A 21630-nucleotide genomic window follows, 5' to 3' on the forward strand; every position below is an offset into this window, starting at 1 on the left:
GGGAATGAGAAGGACGGCGGGAAAGACCCCGGGTGAGAAGGATGGGTGGGGATGGGGAGCCGGGCCGCCGTCAGGCGGCCCGGCTGTCGGGCAGGACGTGGCTGGCGAGTGCGGCCAGCAGGTCGGCGGCGCCGGTCGGGCCGCCATGGGCGCGGGCGACCTGACGGGCGAAGCCGGGGGAGGCCGGCATGATCTCGGCGCGGGTGTCCGCTCCGCGCTCCGCCGGCCGGCCGCTGCCGTCCGCCGGGGTGCCGCCGCCATCCTGGGGAGCGCCCTGGTTTTGCGGCTGGCCCTGCTGCTCGCCCTGGCCCTGACCTTGCTGGCCCTGGCCTTGCTGACCCTGTTGGCCCTGGTTCCCCGGCTGTCCGGCCGTCGGGCCGCGGCCCTGCCCGGTGCCGAGGCCGGTCCCCCGGTCCTGGCCTTGGCCCTGAATCTGGCCCTGACCCTGACCCTGACCGTTGTTCTGGCCGGTGCCCTGGATGCCGGTCTGGCCGGGAGTGCCCTGGCCGTTGGTGCCGGTGCGCGTCGTGCCGCCCGTGCCGGTCGTGGTGCCGCCGCTGGCGGTTCCCGTGTTGCTTCCGGTCCCCGTGCCGGTCCCTCCGAGCGTGCCGCCGGTGCCGCCGAGGCCCGTGCCGCCCAGGCTGCCGCCGCCCAGACCGCTACCAAGACCGCCGCCACCGAGGCCAACCAAACCGCCGCCCAGCCCGCCACCGAGGCTGCTTCCCCCCAGTCCGCTGCTGGAACTGCCGGAACCGGAGGAGCTGCCGCCGATGCTGGTGAGCGTCACCGACCGGCCGGCATCCGTGCTGGCGGAGCTGCCGCCGACGCTGCCCAGCGTCACCGACCGGCCGGCATCCGTGCTGGCGGAGCTGCCGCCGACACTGCCCAGCGTCACCGAGCGACCGGCATCCGTGCTGGCCGAACTGCCGGGGATGCCGGCGCTGCCGGCGCTGCCGCCGCCCGGCAGGCTCGGGCCCGACCCGCCACCCAACACGCTGCCGCCCAGCACACTGCCCGAGGACGAGCCGTTGGAGGACGGGCCGTTCGACGAGGAACCGAGCGCCGAGCTGCCGGACTGTGACGGACCGTTGCCGCTGCCGGTGACCGGCGTGGTGATCGCCGGGCTGTTGGTCGTGTTGACGGTGGGGGTGGTCGTCGTGGTGGTGGTGGTGACGCGGGCCACCGCGACCGTCACCGTGGTCGCGGTGGAGCTGTTGCCGACGAGGTCGCGGGCCTGGATGCTGATCGACCGGCTGGTCGCCGTGCCGGTGAAGCTCGGGTCGCTGGCGCTCGACCGCAGCCCGATCGCCCGCACCGCCGCCTGATAGTCGGCGGCCGACGCCACGCCGGTCAGCACGATGCCGGCGCCGTCGCGGGTCGCGGTGATGCCGGCCGGCAGGGCGCCGATCACCAGCTCGTCGCCGCTGCGGGCGTCGGTCAGGGTGACCGTCACCCGGTTCAGCGAGCTGGCGTCCGACAGCGACACCGCGGTTCCCAGCGTCGCCGTGCCGCCGGCGGTCAGCGTCGGGGCAGAGCCGCCGGACACCGTCGGGGCCTGGGTGTCGACCGTCAGGCTCAGCGTGCCCGAACGGCCGATGTTGCCGGCGCGGTCGGTGGCGGTGGTGACCACGTTGTGGCTGCCATCGGCCAGCGGGGCGGTGACCGCGAAGCTCCAGCGCCCGTCGCTGCCAGTCGTGACTGTGCCGACGGTGACGCCGTCGACGATGACCGTGACCGTGCTGTTCGGATCGGCGCTTCCGGTCAGGGTCGGACGGCCGGTGGCGATGACGTTGGCCGAATTGTCGATACCGGAGATCGCCGGGGTCGACAGCACCGGCGCCGTGGCATCGATGGTCAGCGTCAGCGCCGCCGAGGTGCCGCTGCTGTTGCCGGCCCGGTCGGTCGCCCGGCTGGTGACGGCATGGGTGCCGTCGGCCAGCGGGGTGGCCGGCGTGAAGCTCCAGCTGCCGTCGGAGCCGGCGATGGTGGTGCCGACCGCCACGCCGTCGACCAGGACGGTGACGGTGGCCCCGGCTTCCGCCGTGCCGCCCAGGGTCGGGCGGTTGAGGCTGGTCACCCCGTCGGTGGCGGAGCTGCCGGTGTCCTGCCCGGGCGCCAGCACCGGGGCCGGGGGGGTGTCCGGCGCCACGGTGTCGACCAGGACGTTCTGCAGGCCCGGCAGGCCGGTCAGCGCCGTGGGCAGCGGGAGGCCGGCCTTGTCGGCGATGCCGCCGCCGTTGAGGTTCAGCCCGGTGACGGCGATGCCGTCGGCGTCGCTGTCGCCCGCCTGCACCACATAGTCGAAACGCAGGATCGTCCCGCTGCTGCCCGCGGGGGTGTAGACCGCCTGGCGGGTCTGGCCGCCGATGTCCAGCGTGATCGTCGGGGTGCCGTTGACGATCACCACCTCGCTGGCCTGGATGTAGAAGCTCAGCGTCTTGCCGAGGCCGTACACGCCGTCGTTGGGCACGACGACGCTGCGGATCGCCGGCGCCGTGGTGTCGATGGCGATGTCCTTGTTCAGCCCCAGCGACCGCGCGTCACCCGGCATCGTCAGGGTCAGGATGCCGGCGTTGCCGGCAATGTCCGTGATCGATCCCGCCAGGGCCGAGGTGCCGATGGCATCCAGGTCGGCGGCGGTGTCGCCGGCCTGCACCGTGTAGGTGAAGGTCAGCGTGCTGGTCCCGGCCCCGCTGCTGTAGACGGCGGTGCGGCCGGTGTTCAGCGCCAGCGTCGGCGTGCCGCTGACGGCCACCGCCTCGCTGAAGCTCACCTGGATCGAGATGGTCTGGCCGGTGGTGTAGGTGCCGTTGTCGGTGCTGGAGGTGACGTTGGTGACGGTGGGAGGGACGCTGTCGATGCGGGCGCCGCCGGTATCGGCGACGTTGCCCGGCGTCCGCACCGCGGCGTTGCCGGCCAGGTCGGTGATCGTGCCGCCGGTCAGGGCGGAGACCAGGCGGACGCCGTCGCTGTCGCTCAAGCCCGCCTGCACCGTGTAGCGGAAGGTCAGGCTGGTGCCGCCCGACCCCGACACGTAGGCCGCCTGCACCACCGTGCCGTCGTCCAGCGTGATCGGCAGGATCGGGCTGCCCGTCACCGTCACCGCCTCGTTGAAGGCGACGGTGAACTCCATCACATCCCCGGCCTTGTAGATGCCGCCGGTCGGCACCGACACCGAGGACACCGTCGGCGCCGTGGTGTCGATGACGATGTTCTTGGTGCCGCCCAGCGACGATCCGCCGCCGACCGCCGGCAGGGTCGTCGCCGCGTCATTGCCGGCGGTGTCGGTGATCGTGCCGCCGTTCAGCGCCAGCGCGCCGGTGGAGGCGTAGTCGAGGTCGGCGGCGGTGTCGCCGGCCTGCACCGTGTAGGTGAAGGTCAGTGTGCCGGTCCCCGAGCCGCCGCTGTAGGTGGCGGTCCGCCCGTTGCTCAGCGTGATGGTCGGGGTGCCGTTGACGATCACCGTCTCGGACAGGCTGACCTGGATCGAGATGGTGTCGCCGGCCTTGTAGCTGCCGTCGGCGGTGGAGGAGGTGACGCCCGTCACCGTCGGCGCCGTGCTGTCCACCGTCACCGACAGCCCGCCCGAGGCGGGGGAGACGTTGCCGGCTGCGTCCGTCGCCTTGACGGTGAGGGTGTGCGGCCCGGTCGACAGGGCGGTGGCGACGGTGACCGAATAATTGCCGGAGCCGTCCGCCGTGCCGGTGCCCAGCACCGTGGTGCCGTCGGTGTCGTACAGCGTCACCGTGCTGTTGGGCTCCGCCGTGCCGGTGATCGTCGGGGTGGTGGTCCTGGTGATGCCGTCGCTGGCGGAGATGCCGGTGTCGCTCGCCGCCGGCAGGACCGGCGTGCCCGGTGTCGCCGGCGCGCTGGTGTCGATGGTGACCGACAGCCCGCCCGAGACGCTGGAGACGTTGCCGGCCGCGTCCGTCGCCTTGACGGTGAGGGTGTGGGTTCCCGGCGTCAGCGCCGTGGTGGCGGTGACCGAATAGTTGCCGGAACCGTCGGTGGTGCCGGTGCCCAGCACCGTGGTGCCGTCGGTGTCGTACAGCGTCACCGTGCTGTTGGGCTCCGCCGTGCCGGTGAAGGTCGGCGTGGTGTTGCTGGTGACGTTGTCGGTGCTCGAGCCGCCGCTGTCGGTGCCCGCCGTCATGTCCGGGGCGGTCGGCGCGCCCGGCGCCGTGGTGTCGACGATGATCGCCTTGTTGGCGCCCAGCGAGTTCGCCGCCCCCGGCGCCGCCAGGGTGAGGATGGCCGCCAGGCTGGTGGAGCTGTCGGCGATCGTGCCGCCGTTCAGCGTCAGCGCAGCGGTGGAGGCGCAGTCGAGGTCGGCCGACGTATCGCCGGCCTGCACCGTGTAGGTGAAGGTCAGGGTCGTGCCGCCCGACCCGCTGGAATAGGTGGCCGTCCGCCCGGTGCCGAGCGCCAGGGTCGGCGTGCCGGTCACCGTCACCGCCCGGTTGAAGGTGATGGTGATCGAGATGGTGTCGCCGGCCTTGTAGCTGCCGTCGGCGGTGCTGGCGCTGACCGACGAGACGGTCGGGTTGACGATGCCGTTCAGCACCAGGTCGTTGCCGGTGCCGCCGGCATAGTCGACCGTATAGAGGTCGCCGTTGCTGGTCATGGTGGCGCCCTGCGCCAACCCCGACAGCGTGTTGGACAGCGTGCCGGCGCCGGTCTGGTCGATCACCCTGTAGCTGGCGTTGGTCGCGGCGAAGCCGTTGACGCGGGTGACGGTGATGGCGCTGGAGCCGCTGGACAGCGTGACGCCGCCGCTGACGATCACCTGGTCGTAGTCGGTGCCGGCGGTGGTGGTGCCGGCGATCTCGACCGCCAGGGTGCCGCTCAGCGACAGGTTGCCGTTGACGGTCAGGCTGCCGACGCCGTTGTTGGTCCCGGCGATACCGGGCGCCAGGGTGGCGCCGGACGCGACCGTCAGCGTGTTGGACGAGCTGGCGGCGAAGATCGAGCCGGTGCCTCCCAGCGTCGCCCCCGACGCCACCGAGACGGCGCTGGTGCCGCCGAGCGCCCCGGTCACCAGCAGGGTGCCCACCGACACGGTGGTCGGTCCGGCGTAGCTGCTGGTGCCCGACAGGGTCAGCGTGCCGCTGCCCGTCTTGGTCAGTCCGTCGTTGCCGCCGATGGCGCCAGACAGCGTCACGGCGACGCCGGTGTCGATGGTGGCACCGTTGACCCCGGTGTCGAAGGCGTTGTCGATGGTGCCAGCCCCGGTCACCGTCAGCGTGCCGCCGTTCAGCGTCACCGTGCCGGCGCCCAGGTTGTCGTCGCCGGCCACGCTCAGCGTGCCGCCGCTCCGCACCCTCATCTCTCCGCTGAAGCCGCCGCTGTTGGAGCCCGACAGCGTCATCGTGCCGCTGCCGTCGAGACTGAAGGCACCGCTGCCGGTCAGGGTGCCGGAGAAGGTGGTCGAGCTGTTGTTCACCCCGGTGGTCAGGGTGTTGGCGCCGATCGCCACCGTGCCGGATCCGCTCAGCGAACCGATGGTCTCGTCGCTCGACAGGGTCAGGGTGGTGCCGGTGGCGACGGACACCGCGCTGCTGTCGCCGATCGCCGACCCGCCCGACACCGTCAGCCCGCCGCCCGACAGGGTGGTCGCGCCGCTGTAGCTGTTGGCCCCGGACAGGGTCAGCGTGCCGCTGCCCGCCTTGGTGAAGCCGCCCAGTCCGCCGATCACGCCCGCCATGGTGGCGTTGCTGCCATAGGTGGCAGTCAGGACCATGCCGTTGTCGATGGTGACGTCGGTGGAGGCGCTGCTGTTGCCGGTCAGCGCGCCGACCGTCTCGCTGGCGCTGACCCGGAACACGCCGGAGCCGCTGAGGGTGACGGAGCTGGAATCGCCGATCGCCGACCCGCCCGAGGCGATCAGCGTGCCGGCCGAGATCGCCCAGTTGCCGGTATGGGTGTTGGTGCCGCCGAGCGTCAGGGCGCCGGCCCCCTGTTTCTCGACGGCGTTCGTGCCGGAGATCACCCCCGACAGCGTCACCGCGCTCGCGTTGGAGATGATCGCCGCATCGTTGTTGATGACGATGGCGTTGGTGACCGTGGTGCTGGCGCCGGTGATCTTCAGCGTCGTGTTCAAGGTGACGGCGCCGCTGCCCAGATTGTCCGAACCGGTCACCGAAAGGCCGTTCGCCCCGCTGACCGTGGTGCCGCCCGAATAGCTGTTGCTCCCGCTCAGCGTCAGCAGCTGGCCGCCGGTCTTGGCCAGCGACCCGCTGCCGGTGATGGCGCCCGACAGGATGGCGGCCGAGCTGGCGACATTGACCGTGCCGTTCGACGACCCCAGCGCGATGTCGTTGTCCACCGTGCCGCCGCCGAGGTTGCTGAGCAGCAGCGTGCCGCCGTTCAGCGTGACCGTGCCGGTTCCCAGATTGCTGTCGGAGCCGATCCCCAGGGTGCCCGCCGTGACGCTGATGGTGTTCAGCCCGGTGCCCGAGGTGCCGCCGGACGTCGTGTTGTTGGTGCCGCCCAGCACCAGCCTGCCGTCCCCGCTCTTGCTCAGGGCCGAGGTGACGGTGCCGTCGTCGGCCAGGGTGGAGTTGATCGTCAGCATGTCGCCCGTGGCGACGCTGATGCCCAGACCGCTGCCCAGCGTAAAGCCGTTGCCGGTGATGGTCAGCGAGCGGCTGTTGCCGCTGCTATCCATCGCCAGGGTGACGCCGTCGCGCACCGTGTAGGTGCCGCCCAGCGTGATGGTGCCGGACAGGCTGGAGGCAAACCGGATGGTGATCGGTCCGGACTGGTTGTTGGCGATGGCCAGGGCCTCGTACAGGTCGAGACCGCCGCCATCCGCCACGTCCGACGAATAGGTGCCGGTGGGGGCGCTGGAATCTATGGCGTTGACCGTCACCACCAGATCCCCGGCGACGGTGACGGTGACGGTCTGGTCGGTGGTGCCGCCATGGCCGTCATCCGCACGGACCACGACCGTGTAGCTGCCGGCCGTCAGGTTGGCGGCGTTGACCGCGGTCAGCGCGCCGGTGGACCCGTCGATAGCGAATTTCGCGAAATCACCGCCGCTGGAGACGCTGTTGACGCTGACCAGGCTGTAGCTGCGGGTGTCGTTCTCCGCATCGCTTGCCGCCGCGGTGATCACCGCGGCATTGGTTCCGTCATAGATGCTCAGGCTGGCGCTGGTGGACGAGGTGAAGACCGGTGCGCTGTTGGTGATGGCGGTGTAGGCCGAGGTCGCCGTCTGGGTGCCGCCCTGTCCATCGTTGGCGGTCACCACCACGCGCAGGTACTTGTGGCCGTCCGAACTGCTCAGCGTGTAGCTGGAACTCGTCGCGCCGCTGATCGCGGTCAGGTTGGTGCCGCTGTTGTCGTCGGCCCGGTACCATTGGTAACTGTAGGTCCGGCCATCGCCGTCGGCATCGCTCCAGGTGCCGTTGGTGGTGCTCAACGCGTTGCCCACCGTCGCCGTGCCCGACACGCTCGGCACCACGCTGTTCACCGGCGCGCTGTTGGTGATGGCGGTGTAGGCAGCGGTCGCCGTCTGGGTGCCGCCCTGTCCATCGTTGGCGGTGACCACCACGCGCAGATACTTGTGGGCATCGGACGTGGTCAGTGTGTAGCTGGCGCTGGTCGCACCGCTGATCGCGGTCAGGTTGGTGCCGCTGTTGTCGTCGGCCCGGTACCATTGGTAGCTGTAGGTCCGGCCATCGCCGTCGGCATCGCTCCAAGTGCCGTTGGTGGTGCTCAACGCGTTGCCGACCGTCGCCGTGCCCGACACGCTCGGCACCACGCTGTTCACCGGCGCGCTGTTGGTGATGGCGGTGTAGGCAGCGGTCGCCGTCTGGGTGCCGCCCTGTCCATCGTTGGCGGTGACCACCACGCGCAGATACTTGTGGGCATCGGACGTCGTCAGTGTGTAGCTGGCGCTGGTCGCACCGCTGATCGCGGTCAGGTTGGTGCCGCTGTTGTCGTCGGCCCGGTACCATTGGTAGCTGTAGGTCCGGCCATCGCCGTCGGCATCGCTCCAAGTGCCGTTGGTGGTGCTCAATGCGTTGCCGACCGTCGCCGTGCCCGACACGCTCGGCACCACGCTGTTCACCGGCGCGCTGTTGGTGATGGCGGTGTAGGCAGCGGTCGCCGTCTGGGTGCCGCCCTGTCCATCGTTGGCGGTGACCACCACGCGCAGATACTTGTGGGCATCGGACGTGGTCAGTGTGTAGCTGGCGCTGGTCGCACCGCTGATCGCGGTCAGGTTGGTGCCGCTGTTGTCGTCTGCCCGGTACCATTGGTAACTGTAGGTCCGGCCATCGCCGTCGGCATCGCTCCAAGTGCCGTTGGTGGTGCTCAATGCGTTGCCGACCGTCGCCGTGCCCGACACGCTCGGCACCACGCTGTTCACCGGCGCGCTGTTGGTGATGGCGGTGTAGGCCGAATAGGCGGTCGTCGTGTTGGAGTTGCCGTCGTTGGCGACCACCGCCACCCGCAGATATTTGTGCGCGTCGGACGTCGTCAGCGTGTAGCTGGCGCTGGTCGCTCCGCTGATCAGGGTCAGGTTGGTGCCGCTGTTGTCGTCGGCCCGGTACCATTGATAGCTGTAGCTCAGCGTGTCGCCGTCCGGGTCGCTCCAGTTGCCTGTTCCCCCGGTCAGGGCGTTGCCCACCGTCGCCGTGCCCGTCACGCCCGGCGCCACGCTGTTTACCGGTGGGCCGTTGCCCGCTGCCGCAACCTGCGACGAGTAGACCGACGTGGCCGTCTGGGTGCCGCCCTGTCCGTCGTTGGCGGTCACCACCACGCGCAGGTACTTGTGGCCGTCTGAGCTGGTCAGCGTGTAGCTGGAACTCGTCGCGCCGCTGATCGCGGTCAGGTTGGTGCCGCTGTTGTCGTCGGCCCGGTACCATTGGTAGCTGTAGGTCCGGCCATCGCCGTCGGCATCGCTCCAAGTGCCGTTGGTGGTGCTCAACGCGTTGCCGACCGTCGCCGTGCCCGACACGCTCGGCACCACGCTGTTCACCGGCGCGCTGTTGGTGATGGCGGTGTAGGCAGCGGTCGCCGTCTGGGTGCCGCCCTGTCCATCGTTGGCGGTGACCACCACGCGCAGATACTTGTGGGCATCGGACGTCGTCAGTGTGTAGCTGGCGCTGGTCGCACCGCTGATCGCGGTCAGGTTGGTGCCGCTGTTGTCGTCTGCCCGGTACCATTGGTAGCTGTAGGTCCGGCCATCGCCGTCGGCATCGCTCCAAGTGCCGTTGGTGGTGCTCAATGCGTTGCCGACCGTCGCCGTGCCCGACACGCTCGGCACCACGCTGTTCACCGGCGCGCTGTTGGTGATGGCGGTGTAGGCCGAATAGGCGGTCGTCGTGTTGGAGTTGCCGTCGTTGGCGACCACCGCCACCCGCAGATATTTGTGCGCGTCGGACGTCGTCAGCGTGTAGCTGGCGCTGGTCGCTCCGCTGATCAGGGTCAGGTTGGTGCCGCTGTTGTCGTCGGCCCGGTACCATTGATAGCTGTAGCTCAGCGTGTCGCCGTCCGGGTCGCTCCAGTTGCCTGTTCCCCCGGTCAGGGCGTTGCCCACCGTCGCCGTGCCCGTCACGCCCGGCACCACGCTGTTCACCGGTGGGCCGTTGGAGGAGCCGCCGCCGCCGACGGTGATCTGGCTGGTCCGCGCGGTGCTGGTCGTTTCGCCGTCGTTGACGGTGATCGTCGCGGTGCGGGTGCCCGCGGTGGCGCTGCCGGCGGTGTTCTTGTACTGGATCAGCTGGATCACCGCCTGATACCCCGCCACGCTGGCGGCGCCCCGCAGGGTGATCGTCGACGAGTCGTTGCCGGAAACACTGATTCCGTAGGTCTTGGCCGTCGCCACGGATGCCGTAAGCATGCTCAGGACTTCCGCCGCGCCGTCCGACGTGCCGGATAGGGTGATGGTGGCGCCGAGCAGGCGCGTGTCGCTGTCCGTCTGGGTCAGGGCGGCATTGGGAGCGATCAGCACACCGGAGGAGGGCGTGGAGGTGGTGACGGACTCCCCGGTACCGGTGCCCGCCCCGTTCAGGTCGACCGACGGCTCGCCCGCGTTCCAATGCACCTCATAGGCGCCGAGGTCGAGGGCGCCGTCGCGGATGCGGTCGATGCCGCGGATGTCGTAGCTGCCGCCGTAGCGGTTCGTGTTGCTGCTGTCGCCGGCGTTGAGGAAGGTCGTCGCGGTCGAGGCCGGACGATAGTCGCGCAGGCTCTTGGTGGCGTTGGTGGAGTCGACGAAGATCGCGTTGCCGGTTATGGCGCCCTGGTAATTGCTTCCTGTGTTGAGGGTGACCTTGCCGCTGTTGTAAATGATTGCGTTCGGGTCGGAGAAGTTCGTTGTGCCAAGTTTTCCCGAGTTTCCGGCAATGATCGTGTTGTAGACATTGACCGTGGCCGTGCCCGTCGATCCGCCGTAATAGGTGCCGATCGCCGCGGTCTGGATGGCGGCAGCCGCGGTATCGTTGTTGATGTAGCTGTTGTTGGCAATGGTGACGTTCCGGATATTGGCCGTAAAGGCCGACGTGGTGCTTTGCACCATGATGACGCCACCCGGATAAGAGACCGAGGCTGCGCCAGCATTCATCAGGTATGTGTTGTCGACAAAGAGGCTGTTTTCGATCGTGGTCGTTCCTGTCACCAATGACTTGATCGTCGAGAAAGCAGCGGTCCCGACCACAACGCTCGAATTCTCACGAAATACGGAATTTTTGACCGTCAAATCTGTCGCTGTATTTGCTGTGGCGATGATGTTGCTCAAATTATTTTTGAAGGTCACGCCATCCACTACGAGAGACCCGTTCTGCAACGTCAGAAGGCCCTGGTTACCAAGCGAGGTGTAAAATCGCTCGAAGACCAAATTCTTGACCGTCAGCGTCTTGCCTGTCGCGTTGAAGGAGATGCCCCGGTAGTCACTCGACGTTGTTGTATTGTCACCATTGTCGCCGGAGATCGTGATATCGGCGATACCGTCGCCATCCACGTCGCCGTTGATCGTGAAGTCCTGAGCCGCCGCCGCCACGAGGGCCGTCGTGTTGCCCAGGGAAACCGTGCCGGACGTCAGCGTCGAGCTGAACTCGATCACGTCCCCGGCGGCCGCGTTCACGATCGCGTTGTTCAGCGTCCCGGCCCCCGTTCCAGTCGCCGTGGTGACGACGACGGTTGTCAGGCGCCCGGCGAAGCTGTCCATGGAGGAGCGGGCGAAGGGATTCGTCGCCTCGATGGCTCCGCTCTGCACCTCCAGCGTCCAGTTCTGCCCGGCGGCGTTGCCGGTCTCGTCGTTGGACACCGCCACGTCGGCGCCGGTGAGCCGATGGACCGTCTGAACGAACTCCTGCCCCGCCTGTCCGGCGCCGACGTTGCAGGCATAGAAAAGAATGTCGCCGCCGGGCTTCAGCGCGGCGCCGATCGCCTGGAGATCCTGCCCACGGTTCGCCAAGCCGTCCGCCCAATAGGAGCGGCCGGAGATATAAAGATGGCCTTCGTTGCCGTGACTGACGACCTGGACCGAATCCAGGCCGGACATCCCGGACAGGGCGTCCGCCATCTGGCCCAGCGCTTCCTTCTGGGGATCGAGCAGGACGACCTTGGCATCGGGGGCGATGTCCTTGATCAGCGTCTGGTAGTCGGGCACCGACGTATCGACGAACACCACCGACCGGTAGCTTTGCTCGTTCTGCGGCTGCGCGTCCGAGGGCAAGCCTGAAGCGGGGAAAGACGCCCTGTCGGCCGCCGGCGCATCCGGTGCCTGTGGCGTCGCCGCGGCATCGGGTTGCAAGGCGTCGGTGGCATGCGGCTGGCTGTCAGGCGTCGGTTGGTCAGGCTGGACATGCTGCTCTGCCGCCGTCGCCGCACCGGCGGCGTCGAACATGAAGCGCGGCTCCAGCGCCATGGCAAACGATGGGGTCGGTTTGCGCGCCATGCCGGAACCCTTCTTCCCGCCAACGCCCTTCGCATTCCAAATCCGCATAGTATCCCCCACCGCTAGACCGCCCGGTCCCATGCCGAAATCGATTATCTATGAGTGTGCAAAGTGGGTAAAAATACCCTTTATCTGGCGCATAGCAATAGCTTGAAAATCCAAATTGAAGCTGTCATCCGGACATTTTTTGGATATCTGCACGCATGTTGTGTAAAGTTGTTTCATCAAGAGACAAATGGTTTTAAGTCCTATACATATGACAATTTTGTCATAATCGCGTCGGCCCATCATTGGTCGGGGTCTGGCTCAGGGTCTTTTCCGTGCTGCATCAGGCACTTGCAGTCACAGCGGCAAAACCGGATTTGGATTGGAAATCCCGATTTCCGCCATTCCGGCCGGATGAAAACCGCGTGGAAAAATGATTTGATATCAATGATTTATTCCGAGAGAGGCCCCCAATTGTACGGTAGGGATCGGGACGCCGCATGGGAGAAGCGCCCCGGTCCACCGGACGGAGCCGGGGCGCTCCGTATCAATCACGCGACGGGAAATAGCCCAGCATGAAGATGAAGAAGAACAGCGACTGGTAGGGTTGCAGGTTGTTGAGCGGGACCGGGGTGGACACGACGCCTCCTCCCGGGCTCACCTGCACGGTGGCGCCCGTGGGGCCTCCGCTGACCATAGCCTGCGTGGAGAGCGCCCCCATCAGCGAGCTTCCAGTGGGTGGCGTCGGCAGGTTGGCGGCGTGGATGTACGGTCCGTCGACGGTCACGTCGGTGCTCGGGTCGATGAACGGTCCGCCCAGCACGGCAGGAATGGAGGACGGGATGTTGCTGGTGCCGACCGCGGGGTTCAGCGGCACGGTGACTGTCGCGTTGAACGGAACGGTGCCGCCCGCGCTGCCGCCCTGGAAGGTGGCGCCGTGGGTGTGCGCCGGCAGGTTGTTTCCGATGATCCCCGTGAACTGCGAGCCGCCCGCATTGCCGGTGTTGATCGTGCTGCTGGTGTAGGGGCTGGTGCCCGGCCCCACCATCACGCGGCCGCGCAGGTCCGGCAGATTGAACGTCGAGTTGTTCGATGCGCTGCCGAAGGCCCCGGCCGTGATCGCCCACAGGGCCTGGTATTGAGCGGAGTTCACCGCCTGCCCCAGGCATTGCTGCGTGTTCACGGGGGCGAAATTGCCGGCGAATGGAAAGACGGATCCTATGTAGAAATCCATGGCGAAATCTCCGGTGGAAACGATGCGCTGGGACGGACGGTGCGCGGTGTCGTGCGAAGGCGCCTGGCTGCCGGGGCTCAGTTCAGGATCAGCTCGAAGCAGCCCCGCTCGGGGTCGCGCGGAATGACGCGCACGATGTAGAATGGCCCCAGCGGTCCCATCGTCGGATGGTCGATCTGGAAATTGCCGTTCCACAGCTGGCTGGGGCCGTAGGTTTCGAACAGAGCCGAAAAGGACGTGCGTTTCGCCCAGCGCGGCGTGCATTCCGGACGAACCGTCAGCTTCGTCAGCTCGACGTCCATGATCACGGACCCGTCTTCCGGGGCCAGGAAGCGGAACGTCTGGCCGAGATGCGGGGCGAACATCTCGTGAGAGATGGTGGCAATGTCGATGGTCATCTCAAAGGTCCGGGCTCAAGTTCTGAAATCACGGCTGTCGTTCCGGTCATGCGGAGCCAACGCGCCGCGTCCGTCCATCCGGTGTTCGACGATCGGGGAAGACGTCCGGATCAGTCGCGCATCGGGAAGATGCCGCTGGTGACGATCAGCATGGTCAGTGCCAGATAGGGCTGCATGTTGTTCACCGGAGACGGGTTGGTGACGCCGCCGCCCGCCGCGATGCTGACCGTGCCAGTCAGTCCGCCCATCGTAACGGTGCCGGTGGCCGAACCGACCAGGGCGGAGCCGTTCGGCGCGGTGCCGGAGCTGTAGGGGCCCTCCATGGTGATGCCGGAGCCGTTGGGGTCGTTGATTTGAAAGGCGCCCAGATAGTTGCTGCCGCTTGCCGGGATGTTGCTGCCGCCGACGACGGTGCTCAGCGGGATGGCTGCGGCGGCGGTGACGGTCGCGCTGGTGCTGCTGCCGACCGGAGTGAAGGTCGCGGCGTGTGTGTGTGCCGGCAGGTTCTGCTGGGTGAGCGTGTTGTTCGCGACGCCGCCGAAGTTCCCTGGATTGAGCGTCTGGTTGTTGAGATAGGGGCTGGTGCCCGAGCCGACCATCACGCGGCCGCGCAGGTCCGGAAGGTTGAAGTTGGTCGTGCCGTTGCCGCCATACATCGCGCCGGTGATCGCGAACAGGGCCTGATTCTGACCGACCTGCATCTGCTGGCCCAAGCACTGCGCCGTGTATTGCGGAGCGTAGGCTCCGGTGAACGGGAAAACCAGACCGAGGTAAACTTCCATGGCGAAACCTCCTGAATATGAAACCCGTTGCGACGAGCTGTGAGCGGCATCCCTTCGAGGACGCGTCACCACGTCGAATGCGATAAAAGCATGCAGACACACTCTCTTATCAGGTTGATGGGGTGGCAATGGCCGATACAAAAAGTTACTTTTCTTCACAAAAATTTTTGATGATCTCGCCCTGATTGCATACTTTGATATGTATAATGGGCCGCGGTGCTATCCGGTGAGCTATCCGGGGCGTCCCGCTGGGGGGGCCGTCCGTTTGTCTGTCCGGCAGCGCGGGAATCATTGCGCAGAGCGGCCGTTGCCTCCGTCGACCCGCATGGCGCGCCGATGGACCGGGTGGCGATTCTTGCGTTGGATGCGCGTCATCGGCTATGCAGAACCCTCGCATATGCTACCGGGAGGGGTGTGGCCGATGGCCGTTCTGAATGGGTCGCTGCCTCTGCTCGGCGGGCTGACGGTGCGTTTCCCGCGCCCGTCGGACGATGACTTCCTGCTGGGCCTGTTCATGGACGCGCGCCCCTGGCTGGGCAAGGCGCACCACGACCGCGACTTCATCCGGACGCTCTACGAACAGCAGTACAGCGCGCGGCGCATGGGGCAGGAAACCCGCTATCCGGAACATCTCGACTTCGTCGTCGAGAAGACGGGACAGCCGGTGGGACGGATCGTCATGGATCTCGGCCGCTACGACTGGCGGGTGTCGGAGGTGGAGATCCATCGTCTGGCGCGCGGCAAGGGCATCGGTACCGATCTGCTGCGCAGCTTTCAGGGAACTGCGGCGCAGATGCGCATTCCGATCACCCTGTCGGTGGCCGAGGTGGATACGCGCGTCCACTGGTTCTACCACCGGCTTGGCTTCGATCTCCTGGCGAAGACGTCTCCGTCGCTGGAACTGATCTGGCTTCCGCCGGGCCATCCCGGTATTCAGCACCTGCCGCCGCAGATCCTGCCCGCCCAGATGCGGCAGGGCGGAGCCTCCTGACCTGACCCCGACGGTCGGCAGTGACGGCCGGGCGGACCGATGTCGCGGAGGTTGAACGCACCCCCTCGCTCCATGGCTCCGCAAGCTGGGTGGAATTGATGAGGTCGACCTGGAACGCCGCTGTGCCCTGGTGGCAGGCGTTCCGCCAAGGACGTCTGCACAAACGGCAGCGCTTGCGCTATGATCGGGGAACAATCCTCGGAAAAGAGAGCCTCCGATGCGTGCCCACATCCGCCCCACCCGTATCGCTGCCGTCGCTGTGCTTGCGCTGTCCACCGCACTGGCCGGCTGCCAGACCGGCTCGATGGGGACCAAGGAGGGGGTCGGCACCGTCGGCGGCGCCGTCGCCGGCGGCCTGATCGGGTCGCGCTTCGGCGGCGGTTCGGGCAAGCTGGTGGCGGTCGGCATCGGCACGCTCTTGGGCGCCTTCGCCGGCCGCGAGATCGGCGCTTCGCTCGACCACGCCGACCAGCAATATGCAGACCGCGCCGCCTATCAGGCCTACAGCGCGCCCATCGGCCAGCGGATCAGCTGGAACAACCCGCAGTCCGGCAACCAGGGCACCGTCGTGCCGGTTCGCGACGGCTATGACGGGTCCGGCTCCTATTGCCGCGAGTTCCAGCAGACCATCGTCGTCGGCGGCCGCACCGAACAGGCCTTCGGCACCGCCTGCCGCCAGGCGGACGGGTCGTGGAAGATCGTGGGGTAGGGGAGCAGGAGGGAGCAACGGCTTTTCTGCGTCCGCTTGCCGACCTCCGCTTGACGAAGGAAGATGGGCGGCGCTTCCCGTCGCTCCCTCTGTCTAACGATCCCGGCCAGCTCCTATGAACCTGTCCACCATTCTCGACCGCCAGCCTCTGCTGGTGTCGTTCGACGTCTTCGACACCCTCCTGCTGCGCCGGTTGGAGCAGCCTGGCGACCTGTTCGAGGTGGTGGGAGAGCGGGCGCGCGCCGCAGGGCTGATCGATCCCGGATTGACGCCCGTGCTGTTCCGTCTGGCACGCGAGGAAGCGGAGCGCCGGGCAAGGACCAGGGGCGCAAGCGCAGAGGTGGGGCTCGCCGCCATACATGCCGAACTTCGCCACCTCCTGTCCAAAACGGCCGATCCGGCGATGCTGGCCGCCCTGGAACTGGAGGTGGAGGCCGAATGCATCTTCGCCAATCCTCTGCTGCTGACCGTGCTGCAAGACCTGTCGGCAGCCGGGGTCCCGGTGGTCCTGCTGTCTGACATGTATCTGGCACCTGCCGATCTGGCGCGGCTGCTGACGGGAGTCGGGATCGGGTCGGAGCTTTATGGCCACCTTCATGTCTCCGGTGCCGAGGGCTGCTCGAAACGGGACGGCGGTCTGTTCCGGTTGCTGCTGGCCACCCATCCCGGGATCCCTCCCGGACGCATCATCCATATCGGGGATGATCCGTTGGGCGACGTCGCCATGGCGCGCGCTGCCGGGCTTGAGGCGATCCATTACGTGCCGGGACCAGGACTGACGCGCTTGCGTGAGCGCGAGCGCGGCGTAATGGGGCTGGCGGGTGAGGCATCCCCCCCGCCCCGACGGCTGGCCGCACTGGCTGGACGGGAGGACGGGGAGGACGAGGCCTTCCCGCTGGAGTTCGGCGCCCTGGTGTTGGGACCGGCGGTGGCGGAATATTGCTGTTGGGTGGTCGAGGAATGCCGGCGCCAGAACATCCGCCGCATCGCCCCGCTGATGCGCGAGGCGGCGCTGTTCGCTCCGCTGATGCGCGACTGGATCGCCCATCGCGGCTATGCCATGGAGGTGGTGGCGCTCCACCTGTCCCGTCAGGCGCTGATGCCGCTGGAGTTGGCAGGGTTGGACGCCGCTGCGGCCCGCCGCATCCTGGGGGAAAGGCCGCATCTGCCCTGGGACGGGCTGCTGGTCCAAGCGGGTGGGACGGTGTCGGCAGCTTTGCTGGACCTCGCCGGACTGACGCTGGAAGAACTTCTGGCCAAGCCGGCGACGGATGGAGGGAGTGCCGTTGACCGGGTGCTGACCCTGTTCGATGATCCGGAGCTGCGTTTCCGCGCCGCACGTCTGGCGGAGGAGGCGCGTGAGCGGCTGCTCGACTATCTGGCGCAGGTTCTGGGGCGGGAAGAGCCGGTGGCGCTGGTCGATCTCGGCGCGCGCGGCAGCACGCCCGCCGCGGTGGCCCGGCTGCTGCCGGAGGGGCGGCGGCGCTGCCGCATCTTCCTGGCCTATGCGGTTGCCGACATCGTCGCCGCCCTTGCCGACGGCATCAGAGTCCAGATTTTTGCAGGACAGGACAGGACGGGGATGGTCCTGGGCCGTGTGCTCTATCGCAGTCCGCAAATCCTGGAACGGGTGCTGACCGGGCTGGACGGCACGACATTGGGTCATCGGCGGGATGCCGATGGACGGGTGGTTCCGCTTTTGGCCCAACCTCCAGCGGCTGGGGAGGAGCGGCAGCTTTTGGCTCTGCTGCAGCAGGGCATTCGCCGCTATGCCGGCCTGATGACCGCCGTCTATCCGGCGCGGAGAGAAATGGCGGTGACGGGTGTACAGGCCCTCCTGCCTCTCGCCGCGGCACTGCTGCGGCCAACTGCGCAGGAGGCTGACATCCTGGGCGGCCTTGCCTATGACCAGAATGACGGAACGGAGGGGGAGCGCGTCCTCTGCGACGCCACGGCCCTGGCAACCGTGCAGCCGTTGGCAGAAATGGGGGAGGGGCCGGTCCTGGCCCTGGCGTTGGGGGTGCGGCCGGCTCTCGCCCCCTGGCCGCAGGGCGCGTTGACCCGCCTGGTTCCCGGGATCTTCCACCAGCCGGCCGACAGGCTGGGGTTGGAGAGCGGACATGGCCCGGTTTGCCGTGGGCTGGTGGAGCGGTTGCGGGGATGGACGGACGGACGCTTCGGCATCTTGGCCGTGGGCGGCGACGGCGGGATGGGACCGGACTTCATCCGCTACGCCCGCGAGGCCGGGCTGGAGCCGGCGGCCTATGCCGACCTGATGGGCCATCTCGTCCCGCCACGCCTGTTCCATGGGGTGGCGGTGCGGGACATGGGCGAGATGGCTAGTCTGAACCTACCTCTGGTGCTGGTGACGCTGGGCTATGCCGACCGGCTGGCGGGACTGATGCGCGATCAGGCAGCGGCTGGCGGATTGCCGCCGCCCTGCCTGATCGCCTTGGGCCGGCCAGACTTGGAGCGGGGCTGATTAGGCGGAGATGATGGTCCCCCGGGCGTGCCGGCCGGCCATCACGTTGCGGGTGTCGACAATCAGCCCCGCATAGCCTTCCAGCAGCCCGTAGTCGACGGCGTCATGGTCGGTGCAGATCAGCACCGCCCCATAGCCAGCCAGGGCCTCTGCGGTCAGGGCAACGCTGCGGCGCCCGGAATACTGGGCATGCTCGCGGGTGGGCGGGATCTCCGGCACATGCGGGTCATGATAGTTGACGACCGCTCCGCGCTCTTCTATCAGGGACAGCAGGGCGAAGGCTGGGCTTTCGCGCACATCGTCGACATTCTTCTTGTAGGCCATGCCGAGCAGCAGGACCCGGCTACCCCTGAGCGCCACGCCAGCATGATCGTTCAGAGCGTTCTGCAGCACCCCCACCACATAGCCCGGCATTTGGGAGTTGATCTCTCCCGCCAGTTCGATGAAGCGGGTGTTGACGTTGAATTCCCGGGCCTTCCAGGTCAGGTAGAAGGGGTCGATCGGGATGCAGTGGCCGCCCAGACCTGGGCCAGGATAGAAAGGCATGTAGCCAAAGGGCTTAGTCTTGGCGGCGTTGATGACTTCCCAGACATCGATGCCCATGCGGGAATAAACGACCTTTAGCTCATTGACCAAGGCGATGTTAACGGAACGGAAGATATTTTCCGTCAATTTGACCGCCTCCGCCACCTGAGTGCTGCTGACCGGCACCACCTCGCCGATGGCCTGGCGGTACAGGGCGGCAGCCATGGCGGTTGCCATCTCGCCGTCGCCGCCGACGACCTTGGGAATGGTGCGGGTGGAATAGCGGGCATTGCCCGGATCCTCGCGCTCCGGCGAATAGGCGAGGAAGACATCGCGCCCGGCGACCAGACCGCCCCGCTCCAGAATCGGGCGCATCACCTCCATCGTCGTCCCAGGCCAGGTGGTGGATTCCAGCACCACCAACTGGCCCGGCTTCAGATAGGGCTCCAGGGCCGCCGCGGTCTTCTCGATATAGCTGAGATCGGGTTCGCGCTGTGCCGTCAGCGGGGTAGGCACGCAGATGATGGCGGCGTCGGCGCCGGCCAGATCCGCCATTCTGGCGGTGGCCTTCAGCCTGCCGGAATCCAAGAGTGAGCGCAGCGGGGTGGAATCGATGTGCTGGATGTAGCAGTCGCCGCGCATCAGTCGCTCCGCCTTCTCCGGAGCGATGTCATAGCCGATGACATTGAAGCCGGCCTGCCCGAAAGCCAGGAGAAGCGGCAGTCCGACATAGCCCAGCCCGATGACGGCGACGGTTCCCCGGCGAGCCTCGAAACGTTCGGTCAGCAAGGCCGGATCGGGAAGGGAATGCTGTGGCGTCATCATGCTCATGTGGCGTTGTCCGAGGATAGGTCCCGATCATGCCCGCTGGCACAGCGGGGGAAAAGCAGCCTGTGATCCGGTCATGCCGCCAAGGTGTCGCGGACGGTCCGGATGATGCGGTCCTGCACCGCCGGCTCCAGATAGGGGTGCATCGGCAGACTGAGCACCTCCGCAGACAGGCGGTCGCTGACCGGCAGGCTGCCGACGGACGGAAAAGCGCAGTAGGCCGTCTGCCGATGCAGAGGCTTGGGATAATAGATCGCCGTCGGAACGCCTGCGTCCTTCAGCCGAGTCGCCAGCATGTCGCGCCGGCCGCCGCCGACGCGTACCGTGTATTGCGCCCAGACCGAGGTCATGCCGTCCGCTGTTGCAGGCACGCAGAGGGCATCGCCCAGTCCTTCGGCATAGCGGTCGGCGATGCGGTTGCGCGCCTTGATCTCGTCGGGGAAAATCTCCAGCTTCTCCAGCAGGATGGCGGCCTGAAGCGTGTCCAATCGGGAATTCAGTCCGACTCGGGCGTTGTCGTATTTGTCGCCGCCCTGACCATGCGCCCGCAGGCTGCGGAGCGTCCGCGCCAGATCGTCGTCGTCCGTAAACAGCGCGCCACCGTCGCCGTAACAGCCGAGCGGCTTGGCCGGGAAGAAGCTGGTCGTGGTGATCGTCCCCAGCGTCCCGACCTTTCCCTTGGGATGGATGCCGCCGAAGGACTGGGCGGCATCGGCGAGAATCCAAAGCCCATGCCCGGCGCAGACGGCGCCGATCCGCCCATAGTCGGCGGCTTGGCCGAACAGATCGACCACCACCGCCGCCATCGGCCTCAGCCCCTGGGCACGGGCGGTTTCAAGCCCCGTCTCCAGGCTGGCGGGGCAAAGATTGAAATCCTCCCCCACATCGACGAAGACCGGGGTGGCGCCGGCCAGGACCACGGCTTCGGCGGAGGCGGCGAAGGTGAAGGATGGCACCAGGACGGCATCTCCGGCCCCGACCCCCTTGGCCATGAGGGCGAGCACCAGGGCATCGGTCCCGTTGGCGCAGCCGATGGCGTGGCGGGCACCGCAGAACCCGGCGAGACGGCGTTCAAGCTCCTGCACCTCCGGACCCAGGATGTAACCGCCATGGTCCAGGACCCGCTCCATAGCCCGGTCCAGGCGCGCACCCAGCCGGCGGCGCTGGGCGGCCAGATCGATGAAGGGGATGGCCGTCATGGCATCGGCTCCAGCTGCTCGGGACCGGAAAAGCGATAGCGCGTTCCGTCGATCGGACAGACCAGATCGGCTCCCAGCCGCGCGCCGGCCCTGCTTATCCAGCCGTCCCGGCGGGCCGGCACCCCCACCATCAGCGCATAGTCGGGCACATCGCGGGTGACCACCGCACCGGCCCCGATGAAGGCATATTCGCCCACGGTGACACCGCAGACAACGGTGCAGTTGGCCCCCAGCGTGGCGCCCCTGCGGATCAGGGTATCGCGGTATTCATCCTTGCGCGGCATCTCGGCGCGCGGGTTGACGACGTTGGTGAACACGCAGGACGGTCCGCAGAACACGCCGTCTTCCAGAACCACGCTGTCATAGACCGAGACGTTGTTCTGGATCTTCACCCGGTTGCCGATGCGCACCAGGTTGGCGACGAACACGTTCTGCCCAAGAGAGCAGTCCTCGCCGATCACAGCACCGCCGCACACGTGCGTCCAATGCCAGATGCGGGTGCCCGCGCCGATCCGCGCACCGTCGTCGACGATGGCCGAGGAATGGGCGGTCCAGCCAGTTTCAGTCAGGGATTCTGTCATGGTTCGAG

At 67.5% G+C, this 21630-nt stretch carries 10 protein-coding genes; 3 read left to right on the plus strand and 7 right to left on the minus strand.

Features of this window, described 5'->3' with window-relative positions:
* Positions 1-70 precede the first annotated feature (70 nt).
* The 4 genes from ACWPN8_RS31090 to ACWPN8_RS31105 form a co-directional block, all read right to left on the minus strand.
* Complete coding sequence (locus tag ACWPN8_RS31090; RefSeq protein WP_492243593.1) at positions 71-11908, minus strand: Ig-like domain-containing protein; 11838 nt, start codon at positions 11906-11908, stop codon at positions 71-73.
* A gap of 532 nt (positions 11909-12440) precedes the next feature.
* Positions 12441-13127, minus strand: coding sequence for a phage tail protein (locus ACWPN8_RS31095; protein WP_492243594.1), 687 nt, complete (start codon positions 13125-13127; stop codon positions 12441-12443).
* Between the two features lie 77 nt (positions 13128-13204).
* The gene (locus ACWPN8_RS31100; RefSeq protein ID WP_109095380.1) at positions 13205-13525 is read right to left on the minus strand and encodes a DUF6916 family protein; all 321 of its coding nucleotides are present in this window, start codon (positions 13523-13525) and stop codon (positions 13205-13207) included.
* Positions 13526-13635: 110 nt separating this feature from the next.
* Positions 13636-14307 (minus strand): phage tail protein, encoded by a 672-nt coding sequence (locus ACWPN8_RS31105; protein WP_492243595.1) that lies wholly within the window; start codon positions 14305-14307, stop codon positions 13636-13638.
* A 421-nt stretch (positions 14308-14728) separates the two neighbouring features.
* On the opposite strand from ACWPN8_RS31105, the gene ACWPN8_RS31110 reads away from it, so the two are divergent.
* The 3 genes from ACWPN8_RS31110 to ACWPN8_RS31120 all read left to right on the plus strand — a co-directional run bounded on the left by ACWPN8_RS31110 (position 14729) and on the right by ACWPN8_RS31120 (position 18489).
* On the plus strand, positions 14729-15298 hold the full coding sequence (locus tag ACWPN8_RS31110) for a GNAT family N-acetyltransferase (protein ID WP_492243596.1): 570 nt from the start codon (positions 14729-14731) through the stop codon (positions 15296-15298).
* 217 nt (positions 15299-15515) lie between these two features.
* Positions 15516-16007 (plus strand): RT0821/Lpp0805 family surface protein, encoded by a 492-nt coding sequence (locus tag ACWPN8_RS31115; protein WP_492243597.1) that lies wholly within the window; start codon positions 15516-15518, stop codon positions 16005-16007.
* Positions 16008-16122: 115 nt separating this feature from the next.
* Positions 16123-18489, plus strand: a complete 2367-nt coding sequence (locus tag ACWPN8_RS31120) for an HAD family hydrolase (RefSeq protein WP_492243598.1) — start codon at positions 16123-16125, stop codon at positions 18487-18489.
* On the opposite strand, the gene ACWPN8_RS31125 is transcribed toward ACWPN8_RS31120, so the two are convergent.
* From ACWPN8_RS31125 to ACWPN8_RS31135, 3 genes are all read right to left on the minus strand, one after another.
* The gene (locus ACWPN8_RS31125) at positions 18490-19845 is read right to left on the minus strand and encodes a nucleotide sugar dehydrogenase (RefSeq protein ID WP_492243599.1); all 1356 of its coding nucleotides are present in this window, start codon (positions 19843-19845) and stop codon (positions 18490-18492) included.
* A gap of 71 nt (positions 19846-19916) precedes the next feature.
* Entirely contained in the window at positions 19917-21041 is a 1125-nt protein-coding gene (locus ACWPN8_RS31130; RefSeq protein ID WP_492243600.1) for a DegT/DnrJ/EryC1/StrS family aminotransferase, read from the minus strand.
* On the minus strand, positions 21038-21622 hold the full coding sequence (locus tag ACWPN8_RS31135; RefSeq protein WP_492243601.1) for an acyltransferase: 585 nt from the start codon (positions 21620-21622) through the stop codon (positions 21038-21040). Before ACWPN8_RS31135 ends, ACWPN8_RS31130 begins: the two co-directional genes overlap by 4 nt.
* Positions 21623-21630: the final 8 nt, after the last annotated feature.

It is taken from the genome of Azospirillum sp. UENF 112521, from assembly GCF_058780665.1.